Source organism: Collinsella sp. CLA-ER-H8, from assembly GCF_040092335.1.
Taxonomy (GTDB): Bacteria; Actinomycetota; Coriobacteriia; order Coriobacteriales; family Coriobacteriaceae; genus Collinsella.
Window position 1 is genome coordinate 86,753 of the sequence record NZ_JBBNLU010000004.1, and the last position, 22,004, is coordinate 108,756.

Below are 22,004 nucleotides of genomic sequence, written 5' to 3' on the forward strand. Positions count from 1 at the left end.
CTTCCCCGAATGCGCGCCACCTAACACGAGCATCATAGGAGCATGCCCCCCGCCACCAGCATGGCAAGCATCGCGAGCTCAGCCCATTGCAGAAACCATCCGGCCAAATCCCCCGTCACCCCGCCGAAGCGGGACAGGGCAACATGGCGGTACCACGCGAGCGCCAAAAGCCCCGCCACCGCCATAAGGGCGCCGACGGCCTGGGCGCACGCGACCATCCCTGCAGCCGAAGCCGCAGCGAAAGCGCAAAGCGGCACGACGATCGCCGCGCGCTTCTTCGCAGGCGAGAGCCCCGCGGCCATGCCATCCGCCCGCGCGGCAGGCCAGCATTCAACGGCGAGCCCCGAAAGTGCGCGGGAGAACACGAGCGAGCACAGAAGCGCGAGGAACGGCCCCGCCGTAAGCGGCAGCGCGGTGAACAGGGAAAACTGCAGAATAAGGTACACGACAACACCGATGACCCCGAAGGCGCCCGCCCGCGGGTCGTGCATGATCTCGAGCTTTCGCTCGCGCGGGGCCCAACTTGCAAGCGCATCGGAGGTGTCGCAGAGCCCGTCTAGGTGGATGCCTCCCGTCACCACCACAGGCAGCGCCACAAGCACGGCCGCGACGATGGTCGCGGGCACGCCGAGCAGGTTCGCCACGTACCCCCACGCCGTTATGAGGAAGCCTTCCGCAAGGCCCACTAGGGGAAACGCGGCAAGCGCATGGGTTGACCCGAAATCGGTCCATGTCGATTTCGGGACGGGGATGCGCGAGAACGTTCCGAACGCCGCGCCGATTGCCTCTGCTATCTTCACCTTGTAGGTCCTTCGCCTTTCATCCACACGGGAATCCCGCATACCACTTCGACTGCGCGGTCGGCCACCGCCGCCACGCCCGCGTTTACGCGCGAGAGCGCGCGCCTCCATGCCTCGGTCCCCTCATCGTAGCGTATCCCATCGGCGAACACGTCGACGGTGACCACCACCGTATACGCAGCGGCCTGAGCGAGCCGTTCGATACCTCCGAGCACCTCGCGCGCCGCAGCGTCAGGGTCACGTGGGGACAAGCCGCCTTCCGCGAAAAGCTCGTTTGCAACCAGGTTGCCCACGTCCTCCAAAAGAAGCGTGCAGCCGCGCGGAAGCCCGGACACTGCGGCGCCCACGTCACGCGTGCGCTCGAGGGTGGAAAACCCCTTGCCCTCGCGCAGCGCCCGATGGCGCGCGATGCGGCGGGCGCCCTCTTCCCCGAAGGGCTCCATCGTTGCCAGGTACACGCGAGGGCCGTCGTGCCCGAGGCACAGGGACTCGGCGTAGGCGCTCTTGCCGCTCGCGGCGGCGCCGATGACGAGCGTCACCGTCATTTCCCGGCCTCGAAATGCTCGTAAGCAGCCATGCCAGTCGCCGTGAACGTCTTCCCATCCCGGTACACGCGCAACGCCGAATCCAGAAGGGGCAGATACGCCATGGCGCCCGCGCCCTCGCCCAAGTGCATGCCTGCGTCGAGGGGTGCCTTTATGCCGAGCTCGCGAAGGAGCTCCTGGCTTGCGGGCTCGCTTGATGCGTGGGTGCCCACGAGGTAGCCCAAGGCGTTGGGGCACAGGCGCGCCGCGCACAGGGCCGCCGTGCAGGATATGACCCCGTCGAGGAGCGCCGGCGCCTTCGAGGCCGCGGCCCCCAGGTAGAAGCCGCACATCGCCGCGATGTCGAAACCGCCCACCTTCGAGAGTACGTCGATCGGGTCGGCGGGATCGGGCGAGTTCGCGTCGATAGCGCGCTCGACCACGTCGCGCTTGCGCGCGAGCGAGGCGTCCGAGAGCCCCGCGCCGCGCCCGACGAGGCTCCGCGCATCCGCCCCGATGAGCACTGCGGACACCGCCGCCGAGGTGGTCGTGTTGCCGATGCCCATCTCGCCCGCGGCGAGAAGGCGCACGCCGGCGCGGGCAAGCCCGCACGCGACGGCGATTCCAACCTCGATCGCGCGCACGGCCCCATCGCGAGACATGGCGGAGCCGTGCGCGATGTTGCCGCTCCCCCGCCGCACGTTCGCGCGCACCATGCGCGCGTCTTCTATGCCCCGGGCCATACCCACGTCGACGGGCACGACATCGGCACCCGCGAACGCCGCCATGCGGCAGGCGCTCGTGGCCCCCTCGCACATGTTGCGCGCGACGGCTCGCGTCACGTCTTGCCCGCTTTGCGACACGCCTTCGGCAACGACCCCGTTGTCGGAGAAGAATACCGCGAGCGCACGGGGAAACTCGGCCACCTCGGCGCTCCCCTGAGCTGCGGCGATACACGCGACGGCGTCTTCAAAGTCGCCCAATCCCCCCAAGGGGTGCGCGATGGAGTCCCACGCGGCGTACGCGGCGGCGCGGGCGCACTCGTCTGCGGGCGCGATCCGGGAGAGCGCGGCTTCGAGCACGGCGCCCGGCGCCGACGAGAACGCGTGCTCGACTTCCTCGCGGATGCAGGCAAGCGCGGTTTCGGTTGCTTCAGCCATGCCGTCTCCTCTCTGCGAACGACGCTGCGGCAGACGCGAACGCGCGCGCAACGTCGGGGTTCGCAGGATAGTACACATGCGGGAAGCCCGCAACCAGGGACGGGGAGGTCGTCATGCACGGCCAGCCCTTGTCGCGCCGGGGCTTCTGCGCCCAGAAGTCGCCGCCCGGGCAGGTGGACTGCCAGTAGTGGAACTCGTGCGCGCGGATGCGTGTGCCGCGCGGCCCATAGAGCCCGTCGCGTTGGGAAGTGAGCTCCACGTACCCGAAATGGGACAGCCTTCCCCCGTTCTCGCTTGCGCCCTCAAGGGCGCCCGCAACAGGCCAGCGCCGCCCCTCGTTATCGGCGATTTCGCGCTGCAGGTACAGAAATCCACCGCATTCGGCGACCGTCGGCATGCCGGATTCCACCGCATGCCGCACCGCCTCGCGCATCGGCACGTTCTCGGAGAGTTGCCGCGCATGGAGCTCCGGGTAGCCGCCTCCCAGATAGAGGGCGCTTGTCCCCCGGGGCAACTCGCTATCACACAGGGGGCTGAAAAAGGCCAGCTCGCAACCCAGGTCCTCGAGCGCGCGCAGGTTCTCCTCGTAGTAGAACGAGAACGCCTCGTCACGCGCGACGGCGACGATGGGCCGCGCTCCCGCGATCGACTCCAACCGGTAAGGTTCCTCGCAGATATCGGCTGCCGTCGCCGCTATTTCGAGCAAGCGGTCGACGTCGATGCTCTTTTCCACCAGCTCGGCCATCTTGTCGATGCGCGCGGAGAGCCGCTCGACCTCGTCGGCGGTCACAAGCCCCAGATGCCGGCTTTCGAGCGAGAATGCCTCATCGGCGGGGATATTACCCAAAACCGCGACGCCCGTGTGCTTCTCGATCGCAGGCGCCGCATAGGCGCAAGCAGCGGCGCTCGTCTTGTTCAGCACGACGCCGCGCACGTTCGCACAAGGCAGGAACTCGGCGATGCCGCGGATTACGGCGGCGAGCGATAAAGACGCCCCGCGCCCGTTCACCACTAAAACGACTGGCGTTTCCGTGTCGCGCGCAACCTGGTAGCTGCTCGCGTCGGCCACGCCGGGCGCCATGCCGTCGTAGAAGCCCATGACCCCCTCGAGCACCGCGACATCCGCGCCCGCGGCGCCGCGTGCGAGCAGGGCGCGCAGCGTCGGGGCGTCGGTGAAGAAGCCGTCTAAGTTGCCCGAGCGCGCACCCACAACGCGGCGATGAAAGAGCGGGTCAATGTAATCGGGGCCGCATTTGAAGGCCGCGCATGCAAGGCCGCGGCGCGCGAGCGTGCGCAGGAGCGCGCACGTTACGACCGTCTTGCCGCTCCCGCTCGAGGGCGCAGCGACCATGAAGCGCGGGATGGACGTGCTCACCGGGCACCGCCTTCCCCACCTGCACCACGCGCGCTGACGAGGAACACGGGGTTTTGCGCCTTCATAAGATGATGCGAGCCTACAGCCTCGGCGCGGGCGGCCGACACCTGGCACGCCTCGAACCCCTTAAAGCGCGAACCCGAGAGGAGCGCGCACGCCTCGGTGAGCGTCTCAACGGTGACGCATGGCACGCACAGGCGAACCTGCGAGTTCTTCTCGAGCGCCGCCTCCACGATGGAGGGAAGCTCGCCTGCGCTCCCGCCGACGAACACGGCGTCGGGGACGGGCAGTTTCGCGAGCGCTTCGGGGGCGATACCGGGGACCGCATGCACGTTGCCGCACCCGAATGCATCCGCGTTCTCTCGGATGAGCCGCACGCCGGCCGCGTTGCGCTCGACCGCCCATACCGACCCCGCTCGCGCGACGAGCGCCGCCTCGATCGATACGCTCCCCGTGCCGGCGCCGACGTCCCACACGGTGTCGGTCGCGGTAAGGCGCAGCTTCGCGAGCGCGACGGCGCGCACCTCCTGCTTGGTCATGGGAACGTCGCCGCGGATGAAGAGCTCGTCGGGAATGCCCGAGGAAGCGTACGGCCAGCGGGAGCTCGCGGCACGGGATGCGCCCGCAGAGTCCGCCGCAGAAGAAGTCGCCGCGGGCGCAGACGCGCCGGCCGGCGCCTCGAAGGCTGCGCTAGAGCCCGCAGGCGACCCGGCGCCGCCTGCGAACTCGATAAGCATCACGTTCAAGTCGTCGAACGTCTGACCTGCAATTTCACTTGCGGTCGCGCAGGTGATGCGCTCGTCGGGGTACGACAGGCGCTCGGCCACGGTCACACGCGCGTCCCCGAAGCCCGCCTGCACAAGCTCGCCCGAAAGCCGCGAGGGGTCTTCCCCACCCGACGTGGCGAGGAAGAGCTCGCCTAAGCGCTCGGCCTCGGCCACGATGTCGCACGCCACGCCGTGAGCGCTCGCGAAGCGCCAATCCTGCCATGGACGCGCGAGACGCGCGGCGAGATAAGACGCTGAGCTTATGCCGGGAATGACGCGCACGTCCACCTGCGCATCGCCGGAGAGCGCCTCTACCAGGCGGCGCGCGCCGCTGAAAAGCCCCACATCGCCCGTCATCACGACCACGGCGCGCTGCCACGACGCCGCATCGGTGAGCGCGGCGACGATGTCCGCCGTCTTCACGAGCTCGCATCTCACCACGTCGGGCGGCACGTCGATGCCGACAAGCGCGCGATGAGCGCCGATGACCACGTCGGCGATGTCGATCGCGTCGAGCGCCGCGCGCGAGAGCAAGTCGGGGTTTCCGGGCCCCGCCCCGATGATCGTTACCTTTCGCATGGAATCTCCCGATACCCGCGCGGCGTGACCATACGGCCGCCTATGCGCTTCGTGTCCGCGTTGCCGACGAACACGGTGGTGAACATGTCGGCGTCGATCTCCCCCAGCTCAGAGAGCCTGCACATGCCCGACTGCTGCCCCTCGCGCCCGATGTTGCGTACCCAGCCGCAGAGCGTGTCGGGGGCCTTCCATTCGAGCATAATCTTCGCCGCGCGCGAGAGCCTGTCGGCACGCTTTCTGCTGCGCGGGTTGTACAAACAGATGCAGAAGTCGCCGCTCGCCACGGCGGCGAGCCTGCGCTCGATGACCTCCCATGGCGTGAGCAGGTCGGAGAGCGACACGACCGCGAAGTCGTGGGCAAGCGGGGCGCCGAGCACCGCCGATCCGCTCTGAGCCGCGGTGGCCCCGGCAATAACTTCCACGTCTACATCGGGGTAGTCCTCCGCAAGCTCCAGCACGGGGCTCGCCATGCCGTACACGCCCGCGTCACCGCTGCACACGAGCGCCACGGCTTCTCCGCTCTGCGCACGCGAAAGCGCCAGGCGGCACCGTTCGACCTCGTGCATCATCGGCGTCGCGAGATGCTCCGCGTCGGGCACGGCGGCGAGCGCGAGCTCCACGTATTTCGTGTACCCCACAACGATGTCGGCCGCCTCGAGCGCGCGCCGGGCCGCAATCGTCATGCCGTCGGGGCCGCCCGGGCCGATCCCCACCACGAAGAGCTTTCCCATCACCGCTCCTTAAACGAAAGTTCGATAGTTACCTTGGAAAACGCGACAGTCACGCCGCCGTGGGCGAGCTTCGGGAAGATAAGTTTGCCCCCGTCCGCGAGCGCCGCGCGCTCGCACACGTTGTCGACCCCCACCGTCGCGCGCACGAAATCAGATGGCGAAACGCTGCCTTCGACCTGCGACAACTCCTCTGCGGAATACGTCGCAAGCGGGATATTGCGCGCGCGGCAGAAGGCGAGCAGACCCTCCTCGTGCGCCTTCACGTCGATCGTCGCCGCCTCGCGCACGGCCGAAGGCGAGATGCCCGCCCGCCCGCACGCGAGAAGAAACGCCTCCCCAATCGCTTCGGAGCACGCACCGCGACGACACCCTATGCCCGCAACGATGCAGGGCACGACAAGGCGAAGCGGCTCGGGCGCAGGCGCCTGCGCCCGCACACCCGCCGGCTTCCCCGTCTCACCGGCGGGCACGACCTCGCCCGTTGTCTCCGCCGCGCGAACGGACGCACCTGCATTCGCGCCAGCGAACGGTGACACGACGATATCGGCCCGAGCACGGTCGGACGCAATGTCAACCCCCTCAGGCGGCTGTCCCGAAATCGGCATGTCGGAATAGAGCGCCACGCGACCGCCCGAAAGCAGCCGCGCCGACACTCGCTTGATAGCCTCGGGATTCGAAACGGCGAGCCCCGCACAGCGCGCCCACGCATCCACCGCCCACACGCCGCGGACGTCGGTCGCCGTGGTGATGACGGGGATGGCCCCTGCCGCGCGTGCCACAGTTTGCGCAAGCTCGTTCGCACCGCCCAAATGCCCCGACAAAAGCGGGACGGCAAAGCGCCCCGCCTCGTCGATCACCACAACCGCGGGATCGTTTGCCTTCGAGGCGACATGCGGCGCGATCGCCCGCACGGCGATGCCCGCCGCGCCCACGAACAGAAGCGCGCCCGACGCTTCCCACGCGAGCGCCGTCCATGCGCGCAGGTCGGCCTTCCCCTCGCCGAACCCGCGCGAAACGGAAACGTCCCAGCCAGGGTCATCTTCACCTGTCTGCGCGCAGTCGGAAAGCGCGCGTGCGGTGCGCTCCGCCAACGCATACCCCCTCTCAGTGAACGCTATACAGGAAATCCTCATCTAGCGCACCACCATCGTCGAGAAGTAGCTGCCCCGATCGGGCACATCGACGAGCAAGCGGTACACGCGCTCGCCCGGAAGCCCACAGTCCTCAACGAGCTCGGCACCGTCGAAGGCGCTCTCCTCGTGAAGGATGCGCTTCGTGTCCGCAAGCGAGCGGCGCGCCTTCATGACCACCTTCGTCCCCGGCCAGCCGATTGCGCGGCGCACCCCGTACAGAACGCCTTTATTCATACGTCGCCCCCAATTCCCCGATAACTGCATCGGCGCCCGACGTACGGAAAAGCTCGCGGCGCTCGGCGTCGAACACGACCGCGGCGATGTCGCATGCGCCCGCCGCGCGGCGGCGCAACCTGTCCTCGATTGCCGCAGCGAGCGTGGCGCGCGCAGCGTCCCCCGCGCCGGCGGCCTCGATTACCTCGAGCGCCGCCGTGGTCGTGACGGACGACATGATCTCGCGCACGGTCTTCGCGCCCGCGCCGGCCATGGCCGCGTGGGCGGCCAGAATCTCCGCGCGGCAGTCGGCGGTACGCGAATGGGTGTCCATGATGCCGCCCGCGACCTTCACCAACTTGCCGATGTGTCCCACAAGAAGGACATTGGTAAATCCCTCACGAACGCAGCAATCAATCGCATCGCCCACAAAGTTGGAGATGAAGACCACCGGCGCACCGTTTAGGTGGAAATGCCCCGAGATGAACTGCGCGCCGTAGTTGCCGGGCGTGAGCACGACTCCGCGCCGCCCCATAGCCGCATGCTGCCGGATCTCGAGCTCGATGCTGTCGCGCAAGGCAGCGAGGCTGCGCGGCTCGACGATGCCCGTCGTGCCCAGGATGGAGATGCCGTCCTTAATCCCCAGGTGCGGGTTAAAGGTCTTTTCGGCAAGGGCAACACCCTCGGGTACCGAAATCGTCACAGCAATATTTCCAGAAAAGCCGTGCGCGGCGCACACCTCGCGCACCGCCGAAGTGATCATCGCGCGCGGCGTCGCGTTGATGGCGGCCGCCCCAACCGGCTGCTCGAGCCCGGGCAACGTCACGCGCCCCACGCCCACGCCGCCATCGACGGAAACTTCCGATTCGCGCGCGGGCACGTCCTTGCCGCCCGCAGCACCCGTGCCCGACCCCGCATGTTCCACGCGCGCGTACACGAGCACGCCGTCGGTCACATCGGCATCGTCGCCTGCGTCCTTTCGCACGGCGCACTGGGCGCACCCCTCGCCGATGCATGCGTCGACCACGTTCGCCTCGACGGGCAGCCCGCCGGGGGTGACGATCGACACGAGGCCGACGGGCTTTCGTGACAAGAGCATCTCGCAGGCTGCCTTCGCCGCGAGCGCGGCGCAGCTCCCCGTGGTGTAGCCGCAGCGCAGGCGGGTCGTCCCGGTATATATGTAATGCTCGAAGGCCACGCTAGCTGCTCGCCTTCCGATACCCCGTGGCAAACGAAGGGTCGTAAAGCTTGCTGCGCTCGTACGACTCCGCTTGCGCGCCGTTGTGCGAAAGCCCGCCGCGAGCTCCGAGCACGCGGCCCACCACCACGAGCGCCGTGCGGTCGATGCCCTCTCGCGCGCCCGCGTCGCCGAGCGTGCCCACTGTGCATCGCACCACGCGCTCCTCAGGCCAGGTCGCCTTGTACACGAGCGCCGCCGGCTCGTCGGAGCTGCGGCCCGCGGCCAAAAGCTCGGCGGAAAGCTCGGCGAGCATACCCGAGCTCAGGAAGATGACCATAGTCGAGCCGCTTTCCGCCATGGTGCGCATGCCCTCGCCCGCGGGCATGGGGGTGCGCCCGGAAAGCCGCGTGATCACGACCGACTGGCTGATTCCCGGCAGCGTGTATTCCTGGCGAAGCGCCGCCGCGGCACCGCAAAAGCTCGACACGCCGGGCACCACCTCGTAGTCCACGCCGCGCGCGTCGAGTGCGTCCATCTGCTCCTGGATGGCGCCGTATAGGCACGGGTCACCCGTGTGCAGGCGCACCACTTCCTCGCCCCGCGCATCCGCCGCGCACATCACGTCGAGCACTTCCTCCAAGGTCATGTGCGCGCTGTCGTAGACGACGCAGGATTCCTTGCACTCGGCGAGCAGCTCGGGGTTCACAAGGCTCCCCGCCCAAACGACCACGTCGGCCGCGCGCAGAAGGCGCGCCCCGCGCAGCGTGATAAGGTCGGCGGCGCCCGAGCCTGCGCCAACGATATGAATCATCTGAGCCTTCCCTTCCCGTTTCTCATCGCAACCGTTTACGCCGCCATTCGCGCAGCGGGCAAAACACGGCGCCTGCGGCGGCAATCGGCGTAAATACGCAGGCAGGAGGCGCAATGCCGCCCGCCCTGGCTTTGACACGTTCACAAGTGCCCACTATCATAGTAAAAGATTCGGCAACGAGCATATGACAATCGGATAAAAGGAAATGACCGGCGCGGCGCCCGCACAGCCCGCGCTGGCTTGCGGAGGGAACCAGGTGAGAATCCTGGGCAAGGGACATTACTGTATAGGACGCGCGAGCGAACCGCCTCGCGCCCCAAGCCAGACTGCTTCGCCTTTTCCTCACGGCATCGCCGTGGCGTTAGCTCCTTGTGAACCCCGAGGGGTGCGCTTTTCTTTCGCTTGTGCCGACAAGCAACTGTCGCCGGGGGACCGGCAAACCGAGGAAAGGAAAAACCATGTCCGACCAGATGTCACGCCGCGGCTTCATGGGCGCCGCAGCAACCGGAGCCGTCGCGCTCGCCGGATTCGCGCTCGCGGGCTGCTCCAGCACCTCTGCGAGTTCCGAGAAATCGAGCGAAAAGGAGAAGGCCGTGAAGCCGGTCATCCTCGTCACGAGCTTCGGCACGAGCTACAACGACTCGCGTCACATCACCATCGGCGCCATCGAAGACGCTATCCGCGAGAAGTACTGGCAGGACTACGACATCCGCCGCGCCTTCACCGCGCAGATCATCATCGACAAGCTGAAGAAGCGCGACGGCATCACGATCGACAACATGACCGAGGCGCTCGACCGCTGCGTGGAAGACGGCGTGGAGGAAATCGTCGTGCAGCCGACGCATCTCATGGGTGGCCTGGAATACACCGACGTGAAAGACGAGCTCGACAAGTACGCCGACAAGTTCGACAAAATCTCGCTCGGCGACCCGCTGCTCACCTCCGACGACGACTACAAGAAGGTGGCCGCAGCCATTAAGGAGAACATGGCGTCCTTCGACGACGGCAAGACGGCGCTGTGCCTCATGGGCCACGGCACCGAAGCCGATTCCAACGCCGACTATGCCAAGATGCAGGAAGTGTTTAAGAACGAGGGCTTGACGCAGTTCTTCGTCGGCACCGTCGAGGCTGAACCGACCTGCGAGGATGTTATCGCCGCCGCGAGCGCCGCAGGCTACAAGAAGGCCGTGCTCGCGCCGTTCATGGTGGTCGCGGGCGACCACGCGAATAACGACATGGCAGACGAGACCGACCCCGACAGCTGGGCTGCGAAGTTCGTGGCCGCCGGCTTCGAAGTGACATGCCTGCTCCAGGGTCTGGGACAGAACGTCGCGGTCGACGACATCTACGTCTCGCACGTGGACGACGCCATCGCCAAGCTGTAAACTCGCCGCGCACGGGGGCGCCGGTCGCGTCCCCGTGCAACGGGCATGCGCCTTCCCCGACTGACGGCGCATGCCCGTTGCATTCGCATCCCGCCCGCCCACCGCACGGCGCGGGCGGTCGAAGCGATTGAAAGGAACCCCCTCCATGTTGAAGAAAACCCTCGCCTTCGCCCTGTCAGCGGCGCTTTTCGCGTTCTCGCTCGCCGGCTGCGGCGGAAATTCAATCGACAGCGCAAAGGCAAGCGATGCCGATTCCCAGGAAAAGACCGAACAGGCGGCCGATGCGCCCGAGGGCGCAAGCGCTGCCCCCATCACCGCCGACAAGGTGGCCGACGGCACCTATCCGATCACCGTAGATTCCAGCTCGAACATGTTCAGGATTGTGGACGCCCAGCTCATCGTGGAAAACGGCTCCATGCACTGCGTGATGACGCTTTCCGGCACGGGCTACGGCAAGCTCTTCATGGGCACGGGCGACGAGGCTGCCGCCACGAGCGAGGCCGACTTCATCCCCTATGTGGAAAACGCGGAAGGCAAGTACACCTACGACGTGCCCGTTGAAGCGCTCGACGAGGACACCGCCTGCGCCGCGTGGAGTATTAGAAAAGAGCAGTGGTACGACCGCACGCTCGTGTTCGAATCAGCCGGCGTCGATCTGCGCGCCGACGCACTGAAGTAACGCCATGCGGTCGATTCTTCCCAAGGGGGAAAGCAGGAAGCGTCGCAGCATCGCGGTGCGCGCGATCGCCTGCGTTCTCGTCGCCCTGTTCGCGCTTCCCTTCGCGGGGTGCAGTGCGAGCCCGAACGCGACCGGTGGCACGGCAGGCTCTCAGGAATACACTGTGAGCGTCTCGCTCTCCGGCGGGTCAGGGCGCGCAAGCATCGCCTCACCCACCACAATTGTGAAGGATGGCGACACCTACACCGCGACCATCACCTGGTCGAGTTCGAACTACGACAAAATGACCGTCAACGGCGTGGACTACGCGCCCGTAAACGACGGCGGCAACTCCACGTTCGAGATACCCGTCACGCTCGACGAGGACATCGCCGTGTCGGCCGAGACCGTCGCCATGTCGACGCCGCACACCATCGACTACACGCTCCACTTCGATTCATCCACCATGAAGAAGAAAACGGGCGACGATGCAAGCGGCGGCTCCCCTGCGGGAACGGCTTCAAGCGCCGCGGCAGACTTCCACAACGCCAATTTGGGCTGCGGCTGGAAGCCGACGGGGACGCTTCAACTTGAATACGCCGAGCACTTCACTGTCGACGAGTTCGAAGGCGGCCTGCGGCTTATCTGCATTTCGAACGGGGGGCGCTTCCTCGTGGTGCCACAAGATGCGAAGGTACCTGATGGGTTGAGCTCCGACATCGCGGTCATAAGGCGCCCCGCCGACAAGGTGTACCTCGTGTCGTCGGCGACGATGTGCCTGGTCGACGCGCTCGATGCGAACGACAATATCCTCATGTCGGGCACGAAGGCTAACGATTGCTCGGTCGCGGGCTTCAAAAGCGCGCTCGAAAGTGGGGCGATCGCCTACGGCGGCAAGTACAGCGCGCCCGACTACGAGAGAATATCGGCCTCGGGCTGCACGCTCGCCATCGAGAACACCATGATCAACCACACGCCCGATGTGAAGGAAAAGCTGCAGAAGCTCGGGCTCGTCGTGCTCACCGAACAGTCGTCGAGCGAGCCCGAAGCACTCGGGCGCGTCGAGTGGATTAAGCTTTTCGGCGTCCTGTTCGACAAGGAAGACGAGGCCGCGCACCTGTTCAACGAGCAGAAGGCCCGCGTCGAGCAAACGTCGAGGCTCGCGTCGTCAGGTAAAACCGTGGCGTATTTCTACATTAACTCGAACGGGGCCGCCGTCACGCGGCGGGCGGGCGACTACGTGGCGCAGATGATCGAGCTTGCAGGCGGCAGCTACGCGCTCGATGACGCGCAGACGGCGTCGACGTCAGGTTCGTCAGTAACGCTCGAAATGGAGCGCTTCTACGCGACGGCGAAGGATGCCGACATCATCGTCTACAACGGCACCATCGACGAATCGGTTGCCACCTTGAAAGACTTCGTAGGCAAAAACGCGCTATTGTCGCAGTTCAAAGCCGTAAAGAACGGCAACGTCTGGGTCACAAGCGCCGACATGTACCAGCAGATGACTTCTACCGCCGACATTATCGACGAGCTGCACGGGGCGTTCACCGGCGATGAGGCGAGCGACTTCCATTATCTGAGGAAGCTCGGCTAGCACCATGAAAAGCCGACTTTCCATGACATACGACGAATCGGGGCGCGCCGCGCGGTGTCGCGTCGTGACGGCGCTGCTCGCTGTTGTCCTCATCGTGCTCGTCGGGGCCAACCTGTGCATCGGGAGCGTGCTCGTGCCCGCAGACCACATCCCCGGCATCCTTTCGGGCGGCGCGGCCAATTCCATGGAAAGCCAAGTCATCTGGGAGATTCGCCTGCCGCGTGTGCTTTCAGCCGTGCTTCTCGGCGGGGCGCTTTCCCTCTCCGGGTTCCTGCTGCAGACGTTTTTCAACAATCCCATCGCCGACCCGTTCATCTTGGGCGTCTCCTCGGGCGCAAAGTTCGTCGTCGCGCTTACGATGATCGTACTTCTGGGCGCGAACCAGGCCATGTCCTCGCCGGCCATGGTGGCCGCAGCGTTTCTGGGCTCGCTTATCACCATCGGCTTCGTGCTCCTCATCGCACGGCGCATAAATTCCATGGCCATGCTCATCGTGGCGGGCGTCATGGTGGGATACATCTGCTCGGCGGCGACGAACTTCCTTATCGCCTTCGCCGACGACCAGTCCATCGTGAACCTGCACAACTGGTCTTTGGGTAGCTTCTCGGGTTCGAGCTGGGACGACATCGCGGTCATCGCGGTCGTGGTGATCACCGTGAGCGCATGCGTATTCACGATATCGAAGCCCCTTTCCGCCTTCCAGCTGGGAGAAGCCTACGCGAAAAGCGTCGGCGTGAACGTCGCACGCTTCCGCGTGGTGCTCGTCCTTCTAGCGAGCATGCTCTCCGCCTGCGTGACCGCGTTCGCTGGTCCGGTGTCGTTCGTAGGCATCGCGGTTCCGCATCTCGTGAAGTCGGCGCTGAAGTCGTCGAAGCCCATCCGCGTGATTCCTGCGTGCTTCTTAGGAGGCGCCATCTTCTGCGCGGGCTGCGATTTGATCGCGCGCACGCTGTTCTCTCCCGTCGAGCTTTCCATCAGCGCCGTCACCGCCATCTTCGGCGCGCCGGTGGTTATCACGCTCATGTTGAAGAAGCGGGTGAAGTAGATGGGGGAATTCGTGCCGCGGCCCAAAACGCTCGGAGGGGAGTCGAACCTCGAAACCCCGGTAAAAACTCAGGCTGACGGAGCACCGCTTTTCCGCATAAGCGACCTGTCGGCTGGCTACGACAAGAAGGTCGTAGTCGAAGGCGTCGATCTGGAGGTTCGCGCGGGCGACGTCGTGGCGCTCATCGGGCCGAACGGCTCGGGCAAGTCGACCATCTTGAAAACCATCACACGCCATCTGGCACCGCTTGCTGGCGCGGTCGAGCTCGACGGGCGGGAGATTTCCCGATGGAAGACGGCGGAGTTCGCAAGGAACCTTGCCGTTATGCCGACAGATCGACCCCGGACCGAGCTCCTCACCTGCCGCGATATCGTAGAGGCGGGAAGGCATCCCTACACCGGGCGAATGGGCACACTCTCGCCCGACGACCATAGTCGGGTCGACGAGGCCATGAAAACCGCACATGTGGAAGAGCTCGCCGAGCGCGACTTCATGCAGATAAGCGACGGGCAACGTCAGCGCGTCATGCTCGCACGCGCCATCGCGCAGGATCCGCGTGTGCTCGTGCTCGATGAGCCCACGTCGTATCTCGATATCCGCTACCAGATCGACCTGCTGCGAATACTTCGCCACCTTGCGAAATCGCGGAATGTTGCTGTCATCATGTCCATCCACGAACTCGAGCTTGCGCAGAAAAGCGCCGACAAGGTGATTTGCGTGAAGGAAGGCCGGGTCTTCCGCGCCGGCGCACCCGAGGACATATTCACGCGCGAGACAATTGGCGAGCTCTACGGCCTTCAACATGGCACCTTCAACGAGCGCTTCGGCAGCGTGGAAATTGGGCGCCCACACGGCGATGCACACACGTTCGTCATCGCCGGCGCAGGTACGGGGTCGGCTGTGTTTCGCCAGCTCATCCGGCAGGGCAAGGCGTTCTACGCGGGCGTTCTACACGAAGGGGACATCGACTGCGAGCTCGCGCGCGACCTGGCGACGGAATGCGTGGCCGAACGCGCCTTCGAGCCGATCGGGGATAAAACCATAGCCCGCGCCAAAGAGCTCCTCGTCCACTGCGCGCGCCTTATCGTGTGCCCCGCCGCCTTCGGCACCATAAACGCCCGCAACGCAGAGCTCGTCGAGTTCGCACGCTCACATGGTATCGAGGTCATGCGAGCGTGCGAAGACGCATCGGAGGATTCCAATGGATACGCCTAGGCGCGGCCCAAGAAATCGTCCGCATCCCCATCTGACACTATTTCACCGCAACTTAGAAGGTGTCGGCGTATAACGCTTCACCCCAAATTAAATTGATTCGTTGAATAGACACATTCAAAATCTTTAGACTTCGTTTAATCTACAAGTGGGTATTATCACACATTAAGCACACGTGAAAGGATATACCCATGTCGCTTACACAGTCAGCAGAGCGTGCAGCGCTTAACAAGCTCATCGATTATCTCGACGACAACCCGCAAGAAAACATCGACAAAATCATGGACCTCGTGAACAAGCTGGTCCCCAATCGCGTATTTCCTGTACAGCGAGAGGCATTCACCAATGTCATCAAGAGCCGCGGCAATTGGTATGACCTAATCATGCGTGTATTCAGCCTCAATCCCCAGATGCGAACCAAACTGCTTAAGACCCTCATTGTCGACGCTAACCTGCTTGCTTGGCCAGAGCAAGAAAAAAACCGCGAAAAGTACCAGTGCAATATTCCGTGGGCCATCCTGCTCGATCCCACGAGCGCCTGCAACCTGCATTGCACGGGCTGCTGGGCCGCCGAGTACGGCTACAAGCAGAATCTCTCGTTCGAAGACATCGACTCTATCGTTACGCAGGGCAAAGAGCTCGGTACGCATATCTACATCTATACCGGCGGCGAGCCGCTCGTCCGCAAGCACGACCTGATCAGAATTTGCGAAAAACATCAGGACTGCGTGTTTCTCTGCTTTACCAACTCCACGCTGATCGACGAGGCCTTCTGCGACGATATGATTCGCGTAGGTAATTTTGTCCCCGCCATCAGCGCCGAGGGCAATGAGCACACAACCGACGCCCGTCGCGGCGAGGGTACCTACGCAAAGATCGAGCACGCCATGAAACTCCTGCGCGAGCGCGACTTGCCGTTTGGTATCTCCACCTGTTGGACCAGCGCCAATGCCGATACGGTTGCTACCGAGGAGAACATGGACTGGATGATCGGCGAGGGAGCACTCTTCTGCTGGTACTTCCACTTTATGCCGGTTGGCCGCAACGCAACCCCCGAGCTCATGCCCACGCCCAAGCAGCGCGAGCGCATGTATCACTTTATCCGTGAAATGCGCGAGAAGAAGCCGCTGTTTACGCTCGACTTTCAAAACGATGGCGAGTTTGTAGGCGGATGTATCGCCGGAGGTCGCCGCTACCTGCACATCAACGCCGCCGGAGACGTGGAGCCGTGCGTGTTCATCCACTACTCAAACGCCAACATTCACGATGTGAGCTTACTCGACGCGCTGAGCTCTCCCCTCTTTATGAAGTACTACGAGAACATGCCGTTCAACGACAACTACCTCAAGCCATGCCCCATGCTCGAGAATCCCGACGTGCTGCCCAAAATGGTCGCCGAGAGTGGCGCAATGAGCACCGACCTCATCGAGAAGGAGTCACCCGAGCAGCTGCGCGAAAAGACCCAGGCTGCCGCCGAGGCATGGTCACCTGTCGCCGACCGCATCTGGAACGACTCCGACGATCCGCTATACGCCAAGCGTCACGAGGATAAGTCACAAGGTATGGCCGATAGCGACATGCACAAGTTCGAAAAACAGGGCCGCACACTCAAAAACAGCGATTAATACTGCCCTACATGACAAACGCTCAGAAATGAAGCGGAGCAGTCTCGAGGCTCATCTTCGAGGCTGCTCCGCCTTACCATCAAAACAGTTTTCCTAAGTTGCGGTGAAATAGGGACTAGATCGGCCTTCCAATAGCCAAAACGATCCCTATTCCACCGCAACTTCTTTAAGTTGTTGAATTATCGATGCTATTCGAAGCGAGATTCCAGACTCGACAGACCGTTGAGAGTCAGGTCGTTGGCGACCTCAGAGACGCGCTCGATAGGAACCGAGCCGTCAGACAGCGCCCACGTGCGATAGATACCGATAATACCCGACAGCAAAAACGCCAGATAGTAGTCGAACATCTCGTCCTTGAGACCTTGGGGCAGCAGATCGCGTTCGGCAATCTCGTGCTCGAGCGGCGCACGAAGACGAGCAATAAAATCATCGAGCGGAATGTTCTCGATCAGCTGACGATTGAGCACCAAGTTGTTGCACAGTGCCTCGTTAACGGTTTTAAAGAAGGTCGCCGCCGCGCCAAGAGCGCGCTCGCTGGTGTCACCGTCCATAGAAGCAAGCGTTTTCTCGACCGAGTCGACAATCATCTCCACCACATCGACGGCAATGGCATCGAGCAGGCCGTCAACCGTACCAAAGTGAACGTAAAAGGTCTTGCGGTCGACATTGGCCTCGCGCGCGATGGCACTCACCGTAATGTCTGCCAGCGGCTTTTCCATGAGCAGGCGCTCGAAAGCGGAAAGGATGGCATTACGGCTGCGAACGATGCGACGATCAAGACGCGGTTTGCTGGTTGCCATGGGCGTGTCCCTTCGATATGCGAGCATTCATCAACAGATGAGAGATAATCTACGTAAGAGGATTATCCCCCATACAGCACAAATATGCCCCGCATCATGAAGAACGCACGACTGTCCTACTGCGACTTAGGGTGCTTCTTCTTATTGAGGACCGACGGAGATACGCGAATACCATCGCCTGTCTGGCGCACATAGGCTTTATGAGCCGGCTTAGCGGTCCCAGAAGCCTTCTGAGCCTGCTTCTTGGGATCAACAGTAACAGCATTCGCGGGGTGCGGCTTAGTGGGCGCAGAGGGCGTCTGAGGCGTGCGGCCGAGCTTGCGCATCACGCGATCCCAGCGCGCATGGATGCTCTCGTTGTGGGCGCTCTTAAGGCCCAGCAGGGGCGCAGCCAAAATGGTCGGCGCAATAAACGTAATGAGGCGCCACAGCAGATAGCCGGCGGTCGAAGCCGACCCAAAGAAATGACCCAAGAACAATGCAAAACCGCCCTCAGCGCCACCAGTTCCACCGGGCAGGGGGACCGCAGAGCTCAGCAGCTGGACAAAGGCGCTCGCGGCCATGACCGAGAAAAAGTCGACCTCATGGTGGCCAAAGGCAAGCATCAGGAAATACGGCACGAGGTAGAAAAACGCGAGCTGCAGCATGGTGATGACCACCGTGAGCAGCATGGACGAAAAGTGGCCAGCTGAAAGCTTGAACTTCTCGGAGAAGGAGTAGATCTCGCCATCGACAAACGTGCGCCATCCCTCGATCTTAGTGGCCGAGACACCAATGCGCTCAAGCCAATTGATGATGCAATGGGCGACGCGCGTGACGGTCTTAGGCATGAGCGCGACGGCGAAGATGCCCAGCAAGATGCAGCAGTGCCCACCAAAGCTAAAGACACACAGCAGCGTCATGTCGCCATAGCGCTCGGCAAAAAACGGCATGCGAGCAAGCAGTAGGATAGCGCCCCAGGCAACGAGGCCAAACTGATACACGATAAAGCGCGTGAACTGCGTGGCGCCAGCCTCGCCGACATTTTGGCCCGCCTTGGTCAGGCGGTAGATCTGGGCGGGAGTCGAGCCCATCATCATGGGCGTGAGGTTGCCAAAGAAGATGCCACTCGCCTCGACCGAAATCAGGTCGCGGATGCCGACGGGCGAATATGGGTCGAGCCAGACGGCGATCGCATAGGCCACAATGCCAAAGAACAGATACATGAACATGCAAAGACACGCGACAACGAGCCATGGCGCCTGGACGCTCGACATTGCGGCCCAGAACTGCCCCATCTGCCCGGTTACCACCAGATAGACGATATAACCCACCAGCACGACGCCGATAAAGATGGCGCCGCGGCGTGCGCTCTTATTGTCATCTCCGCCCGAGGCCTCAACCTCGACCTGGGGCTTAGACGTATGCTGAGAGGACTCCGTCATGAGACTCCTTCTAACAGTCAAAATATCTTGGATATTGTACCCGCAAGGACCACAGACAGAACGCAAAGCTCTGGTTCAAACGGGAATTGCAGACGGTTGTTTGAAAATAAAAAACCCGGCCTTCCATGGGAAGCCCGGGTATCAAATGCGTGGTAGCCCGTACCAGATTCGAACTGGTGATCTCCGCCTTGAGAGGGCGGCGTCCTAAACCGCTAGACGAACGGGCCATAAGCCTCAGCAGAAAAGAAGTGGTAGCCCGTACCAGATTCGAACTGGTGATCTCCGCCTTGAGAGGGCGGCGTCCTAAACCGCTAGACGAACGGGCCACATGACATCTGCACTGCCGTGCTGCGAGGAAATATATTACGGGACAAAAAACGTCAGCGCAAGAAGAAATTCCAAATTGCCGAAAAATTGTCGGCAGGTTATGGAACACGCAGGTAAACTGGGTAGCTAATTCAAGTTGAGATGGACCAAAAGAGCTTCGCGATCGTTGGGAATGTTGTCTTCGATCACGGCGTCGAGGGCGGAGTTGAGAAGCTGACCCAGTTCCGGCCCAGGCTTGACTCCGACACGGATCAGGTCGCCGCCGTTGATGGCGAGCATCTTGAGCGTATAGGGCTCCCCTGCCTTCAGCAGCTCGTGCGCCATCGCGCGCATCTCCTCAATCGTCTCAACGTAATAGAAGCACGATGGGGCCTTGCCAAGCGTGTCAGCACGCTTGAGGTCCATGAGCTCGTCAATCAGGCGGGCCGTGTCGACGCCCTCACCCGAAAGCGCGCGCATCATATTGAGCAGGCAGGAGCGCTCGGGGCGCAGCGGCTTATCGTGATATTTGATGAGCAGGCAAACGTCGCGCACCAGGTCGTGCGAGAGTGCCATGCGATCCATAATGACGCGCGCTTTCTTGGCGCCGAGCTCGGGATGACCGTAGAAGTGTCCGCTGCCGGCGTGATCGACCGTAAAGCACTCGGGCTTGGAGACATCGTGCAAAAACGCCGCCCACATAAGGCTCGACGATGGCGCGACGCCGTCGCACAGCGCCAGCTCCCCTGCCACCGTCAGCACACGGGCAATATGCTCGTAGACGTTAAACGCATGGTAGACACTTCGCTGATCAAACCCGCGACCCGCTGCCAACTCGGGCACAGCGGCACAGATGAGCTCGGGATAGCGAAGCATCGCGTCTCCCCCATGACCGGTCGAAAGAATGCCCTCGAGCTCAATACCCACACGCTCGCGCGCCACGGCATCGAGCAGCGGCGCGCACTCGGCAAGCGCACGCTTAGTCTCGGGCTCAATCATAAAGTCCAGACGGCAGGCAAAGCGCACCGCACGCAGCATGCGCAGGGCGTCCTCGTTAAAGCGACGCTTGGGATCACCGACAGCGCGAATCAGCTTGCGCTCCAGATCACCCTGGCCGTCGTAGCGGTCGACAAGCCCGCGCTCGGGATGCCAGGCCATGGCGTTGACGGTAAAGTCGCGGCGCGCCAGATCATCCTCGAGCGAGGCGGCACGCTCGACACTCTGAGGATGGCGCCCATCGGTGTAAAAGCCATCCAGACGGTACGTTGTGACCTCAATACGCTCGCCATCGGAAATAGCCGTGATTCCGCCAAATTTAATGCCCGACTCCACGACCGCGATACCAGCGGCCTCGAGCGCCGATTTAGACTCCTGCCACAGGCCGCTACAGCACATATCAACATCGTGGCTGGGGCACCCCATCAGGGCGTCGCGCACCCAACCGCCCACGTACCAAGCCTCAAGACCAGCCGCCTCAAGCGCGCACAGGACGCGCAGGGACGCATCGGACGGTTGCGTACCGTTGAGCAAAACATTGCACATACCTGTGGCCTCCTGTGGCTATCAAATTGGCTATCGATTGCATCTGCAAGAAGTCTAGCAAGAAACAGCCTCCACTGCACACGCAAGTCGGATAAACAAAAACGCATCCGTCCTAGTCTAAGACGGATGCGAAATAATCAAACTATTCAGACAAGGTGCCGGAACTAGCAGACCTGGCGAACCTCGATGTGCTTCTTATATTCGTCCACCTTGGCAAAATCGCCCAGACCGGGGCACTCGACCACATTGGCGCCGGTGGCCATCGAAAGACGCAAGGCATCCTCGACGCGCTCGGGGGCGTCGTGCCACACGGACAAGAAGGCAGCGAGCGAGGAATCGCCGGCGCACACCGTCGACAGCAGCTTGACCTCAAAGGTGCGGTTGGCAAACCAGATATGCTCGCCGTTGGAGAAGTACGCGCCGTCGCCACCGAGGGTCAGCAGCACGTTCTTGGCGCCCTTGGCGTGCAGCTCGGCCATCGCGCCCTTGACGGACTCGTCGTCGCCACCGCTCACCTTAATGCCAAAGATGTCAAGCAGCTCGTCGTCATTGGGCTTGATCAGAAGCGGCTCCATGGCAATGAGGTCCGCCAGCTGATGGCTCGAGATGTCGAGGACGAACTCGGCCCCCTTGGCCTTGACGCGGCGCAGGACCTCGGACAGGAAGCCCTCGGAAGTGTTAGGAGGCAGCGAGCCGCTGATGACCAAGCAGGTCATGTCATCGAGCGAATCGATAAGCTCAAACATCTCCTGCTCATTGGCTTCGTTGATGGCGGCACCGGCGTTGACCATGTTGTACTCGGTGTCGGGGCCGGCATTGAGGAACACGTTGACGCGCGTGATGCCGTCGGTCCACACGGGCTTGACGGGCACGCCCAGGGCCTCGGCGCCCTTGACGATGAACTCGCCCGAGAAACCGGCGAAGAAGCCCAGGATCGTGGTGTCGACACCGTAGTGGTCAAGCGTAAACGAGACATTGAGGCCCTTGCCGTTGGGCGTATAGACGGCGTTGCGAGTACGCGTGACGGTGTTGGCAGCAAGGCCGTCGCAGGCGATGTTGTAGTCAATGGCGGGATTTGCAGTGAGCGTGTAAATCATGAATGTTCCTTTCACGAAGCAACGTGTTAATGAAAGTATA

20 protein-coding genes and 2 tRNA genes are annotated in these 22,004 nt (G+C 63.1%); 6 read left to right on the forward strand and 16 right to left on the reverse strand.

Annotated elements, in window-relative coordinates; genetic code table 11:
• Positions 1-32: 32 nt before the first annotated feature.
• The 10 genes from AAAX72_RS03810 to cobM are packed head-to-tail and all read right to left on the reverse strand — an operon-like array spanning position 33 to position 9,273.
• Positions 33-800 (reverse strand): adenosylcobinamide-GDP ribazoletransferase, encoded by a 768-nt coding sequence (locus AAAX72_RS03810; protein WP_349129119.1) that lies wholly within the window; start codon positions 798-800, stop codon positions 33-35.
• On the reverse strand, positions 797-1,345 hold the full coding sequence (locus AAAX72_RS03815; RefSeq protein WP_349129121.1) for a bifunctional adenosylcobinamide kinase/adenosylcobinamide-phosphate guanylyltransferase: 549 nt from the start codon (positions 1,343-1,345) through the stop codon (positions 797-799). The genes AAAX72_RS03810 and AAAX72_RS03815 overlap by 4 nt, the downstream gene beginning before the upstream one ends.
• On the reverse strand, positions 1,342-2,484 hold the full coding sequence (cobT, locus tag AAAX72_RS03820; protein ID WP_349129123.1) for a nicotinate-nucleotide--dimethylbenzimidazole phosphoribosyltransferase: 1,143 nt from the start codon (positions 2,482-2,484) through the stop codon (positions 1,342-1,344). Before cobT ends, AAAX72_RS03815 begins: the two co-directional genes overlap by 4 nt.
• The gene (locus AAAX72_RS03825; RefSeq protein WP_349129125.1) at positions 2,477-3,859 is read right to left on the reverse strand and encodes a cobyrinate a,c-diamide synthase; all 1,383 of its coding nucleotides are present in this window, start codon (positions 3,857-3,859) and stop codon (positions 2,477-2,479) included. Before AAAX72_RS03825 ends, cobT begins: the two co-directional genes overlap by 8 nt.
• Positions 3,856-5,205 (reverse strand): precorrin-6y C5,15-methyltransferase (decarboxylating) subunit CbiE, encoded by a 1,350-nt coding sequence (cbiE, locus tag AAAX72_RS03830; protein WP_349129127.1) that lies wholly within the window; start codon positions 5,203-5,205, stop codon positions 3,856-3,858. Before cbiE ends, AAAX72_RS03825 begins: the two co-directional genes overlap by 4 nt.
• The gene (cobJ, locus tag AAAX72_RS03835; RefSeq protein ID WP_349129129.1) at positions 5,193-5,936 is read right to left on the reverse strand and encodes a precorrin-3B C(17)-methyltransferase; all 744 of its coding nucleotides are present in this window, start codon (positions 5,934-5,936) and stop codon (positions 5,193-5,195) included. The genes cbiE and cobJ overlap by 13 nt, the downstream gene beginning before the upstream one ends.
• Positions 5,936-7,069 (reverse strand): cobalamin biosynthesis protein, encoded by a 1,134-nt coding sequence (locus tag AAAX72_RS03840; protein ID WP_349129130.1) that lies wholly within the window; start codon positions 7,067-7,069, stop codon positions 5,936-5,938. Before AAAX72_RS03840 ends, cobJ begins: the two co-directional genes overlap by 1 nt.
• Complete coding sequence (locus AAAX72_RS03845) at positions 7,070-7,303, reverse strand: hypothetical protein (RefSeq protein ID WP_349129131.1); 234 nt, start codon at positions 7,301-7,303, stop codon at positions 7,070-7,072.
• Positions 7,296-8,480 carry a cobalt-precorrin-5B (C(1))-methyltransferase CbiD gene (gene cbiD, locus AAAX72_RS03850; protein ID WP_349129133.1) on the reverse strand — a complete coding sequence of 395 codons (1,185 nt, stop codon included), beginning with the start codon at positions 8,478-8,480 and terminating at the stop codon, positions 7,296-7,298. Before cbiD ends, AAAX72_RS03845 begins: the two co-directional genes overlap by 8 nt.
• 1 nt (position 8,481) lies before the next feature.
• Positions 8,482-9,273 (reverse strand): precorrin-4 C(11)-methyltransferase, encoded by a 792-nt coding sequence (gene cobM, locus AAAX72_RS03855; RefSeq protein ID WP_349129135.1) that lies wholly within the window; start codon positions 9,271-9,273, stop codon positions 8,482-8,484.
• Between the two features lie 458 nt (positions 9,274-9,731).
• Between cobM and AAAX72_RS03860 the strand changes: the two genes are divergently transcribed.
• The 6 genes from AAAX72_RS03860 to AAAX72_RS03885 all read left to right on the forward strand — a co-directional run bounded on the left by AAAX72_RS03860 (position 9,732) and on the right by AAAX72_RS03885 (position 16,795).
• Positions 9,732-10,658 carry a sirohydrochlorin cobaltochelatase gene (locus tag AAAX72_RS03860; protein ID WP_349129136.1) on the forward strand — a complete coding sequence of 309 codons (927 nt, stop codon included), beginning with the start codon at positions 9,732-9,734 and terminating at the stop codon, positions 10,656-10,658.
• A gap of 145 nt (positions 10,659-10,803) precedes the next feature.
• Positions 10,804-11,337, forward strand: coding sequence for a hypothetical protein (locus AAAX72_RS03865; RefSeq protein WP_349129138.1), 534 nt, complete (start codon positions 10,804-10,806; stop codon positions 11,335-11,337).
• 4 nt (positions 11,338-11,341) lie between these two features.
• Positions 11,342-12,913 carry an ABC transporter substrate-binding protein gene (locus AAAX72_RS03870; RefSeq protein WP_349129140.1) on the forward strand — a complete coding sequence of 524 codons (1,572 nt, stop codon included), beginning with the start codon at positions 11,342-11,344 and terminating at the stop codon, positions 12,911-12,913.
• A 22-nt stretch (positions 12,914-12,935) separates the two neighbouring features.
• On the forward strand, positions 12,936-13,958 hold the full coding sequence (locus tag AAAX72_RS03875) for an iron ABC transporter permease (protein ID WP_349129142.1): 1,023 nt from the start codon (positions 12,936-12,938) through the stop codon (positions 13,956-13,958).
• Positions 13,959-13,970: 12 nt separating this feature from the next.
• Positions 13,971-15,173, forward strand: coding sequence for an ABC transporter ATP-binding protein (locus AAAX72_RS03880; protein WP_349129144.1), 1,203 nt, complete (start codon positions 13,971-13,973; stop codon positions 15,171-15,173).
• Positions 15,174-15,361: 188 nt separating this feature from the next.
• Entirely contained in the window at positions 15,362-16,795 is a 1,434-nt protein-coding gene (locus tag AAAX72_RS03885) for a radical SAM protein (protein ID WP_349129146.1), read from the forward strand.
• 188 nt (positions 16,796-16,983) lie between these two features.
• On the opposite strand, the gene AAAX72_RS03890 is transcribed toward AAAX72_RS03885, so the two are convergent.
• From AAAX72_RS03890 to AAAX72_RS03915, 6 genes are all read right to left on the reverse strand, one after another.
• Positions 16,984-17,595, reverse strand: a complete 612-nt coding sequence (locus AAAX72_RS03890) for a TetR/AcrR family transcriptional regulator (RefSeq protein WP_349129148.1) — start codon at positions 17,593-17,595, stop codon at positions 16,984-16,986.
• 116 nt (positions 17,596-17,711) lie between these two features.
• The gene (locus AAAX72_RS03895) at positions 17,712-19,019 is read right to left on the reverse strand and encodes a lysylphosphatidylglycerol synthase transmembrane domain-containing protein (RefSeq protein ID WP_349091952.1); all 1,308 of its coding nucleotides are present in this window, start codon (positions 19,017-19,019) and stop codon (positions 17,712-17,714) included.
• A 150-nt stretch (positions 19,020-19,169) separates the two neighbouring features.
• Positions 19,170-19,246 (reverse strand) — tRNA-Glu (locus AAAX72_RS03900).
• 22 nt (positions 19,247-19,268) lie between these two features.
• A tRNA-Glu gene (locus AAAX72_RS03905) sits at positions 19,269-19,345 on the reverse strand.
• Between the two features lie 127 nt (positions 19,346-19,472).
• Entirely contained in the window at positions 19,473-20,867 is a 1,395-nt protein-coding gene (locus tag AAAX72_RS03910; protein ID WP_349129149.1) for a CCA tRNA nucleotidyltransferase, read from the reverse strand.
• Positions 20,868-21,031: 164 nt separating this feature from the next.
• Positions 21,032-21,964 (reverse strand): 1-phosphofructokinase, encoded by a 933-nt coding sequence (locus AAAX72_RS03915; protein ID WP_349129150.1) that lies wholly within the window; start codon positions 21,962-21,964, stop codon positions 21,032-21,034.
• Positions 21,965-22,004 lie beyond the last annotated feature (40 nt).

What these genes read in the sequence shown, in the direction of transcription:
- AAAX72_RS03885 (WP_349129146.1), top strand. Translation starts at nt 15,362, where the DNA reads ATGTCGCTTACACAGTCAGCAGAGCGTGCAGCGCTTAACAAGCTCATC.
- AAAX72_RS03910 (WP_349129149.1), bottom strand. Translation starts at nt 20,867, where the DNA reads ATGTGCAATGTTTTGCTCAACGGTACGCAACCGTCCGATGCGTCCCTG.
- cbiE (WP_349129127.1), bottom strand. Translation starts at nt 5,205, where the DNA reads ATGCGAAAGGTAACGATCATCGGGGCGGGGCCCGGAAACCCCGACTTG.
- cobT (WP_349129123.1), bottom strand. Translation starts at nt 2,484, where the DNA reads ATGGCTGAAGCAACCGAAACCGCGCTTGCCTGCATCCGCGAGGAAGTC.
- AAAX72_RS03815 (WP_349129121.1), bottom strand. Translation starts at nt 1,345, where the DNA reads ATGACGGTGACGCTCGTCATCGGCGCCGCCGCGAGCGGCAAGAGCGCC.
- cobM (WP_349129135.1), bottom strand. Translation starts at nt 9,273, where the DNA reads ATGATTCATATCGTTGGCGCAGGCTCGGGCGCCGCCGACCTTATCACG.
- cobJ (WP_349129129.1), bottom strand. Translation starts at nt 5,936, where the DNA reads ATGGGAAAGCTCTTCGTGGTGGGGATCGGCCCGGGCGGCCCCGACGGC.
- AAAX72_RS03865 (WP_349129138.1), top strand. Translation starts at nt 10,804, where the DNA reads ATGTTGAAGAAAACCCTCGCCTTCGCCCTGTCAGCGGCGCTTTTCGCG.
- AAAX72_RS03895 (WP_349091952.1), bottom strand. Translation starts at nt 19,019, where the DNA reads ATGACGGAGTCCTCTCAGCATACGTCTAAGCCCCAGGTCGAGGTTGAG.
- AAAX72_RS03915 (WP_349129150.1), bottom strand. Translation starts at nt 21,964, where the DNA reads ATGATTTACACGCTCACTGCAAATCCCGCCATTGACTACAACATCGCC.
- AAAX72_RS03860 (WP_349129136.1), top strand. Translation starts at nt 9,732, where the DNA reads ATGTCCGACCAGATGTCACGCCGCGGCTTCATGGGCGCCGCAGCAACC.
- AAAX72_RS03870 (WP_349129140.1), top strand. Translation starts at nt 11,342, where the DNA reads ATGCGGTCGATTCTTCCCAAGGGGGAAAGCAGGAAGCGTCGCAGCATC.
- AAAX72_RS03875 (WP_349129142.1), top strand. Translation starts at nt 12,936, where the DNA reads ATGACATACGACGAATCGGGGCGCGCCGCGCGGTGTCGCGTCGTGACG.
- AAAX72_RS03890 (WP_349129148.1), bottom strand. Translation starts at nt 17,595, where the DNA reads ATGGCAACCAGCAAACCGCGTCTTGATCGTCGCATCGTTCGCAGCCGT.
- AAAX72_RS03845 (WP_349129131.1), bottom strand. Translation starts at nt 7,303, where the DNA reads ATGAATAAAGGCGTTCTGTACGGGGTGCGCCGCGCAATCGGCTGGCCG.
- AAAX72_RS03840 (WP_349129130.1), bottom strand. Translation starts at nt 7,069, where the DNA reads ATGAGGATTTCCTGTATAGCGTTCACTGAGAGGGGGTATGCGTTGGCG.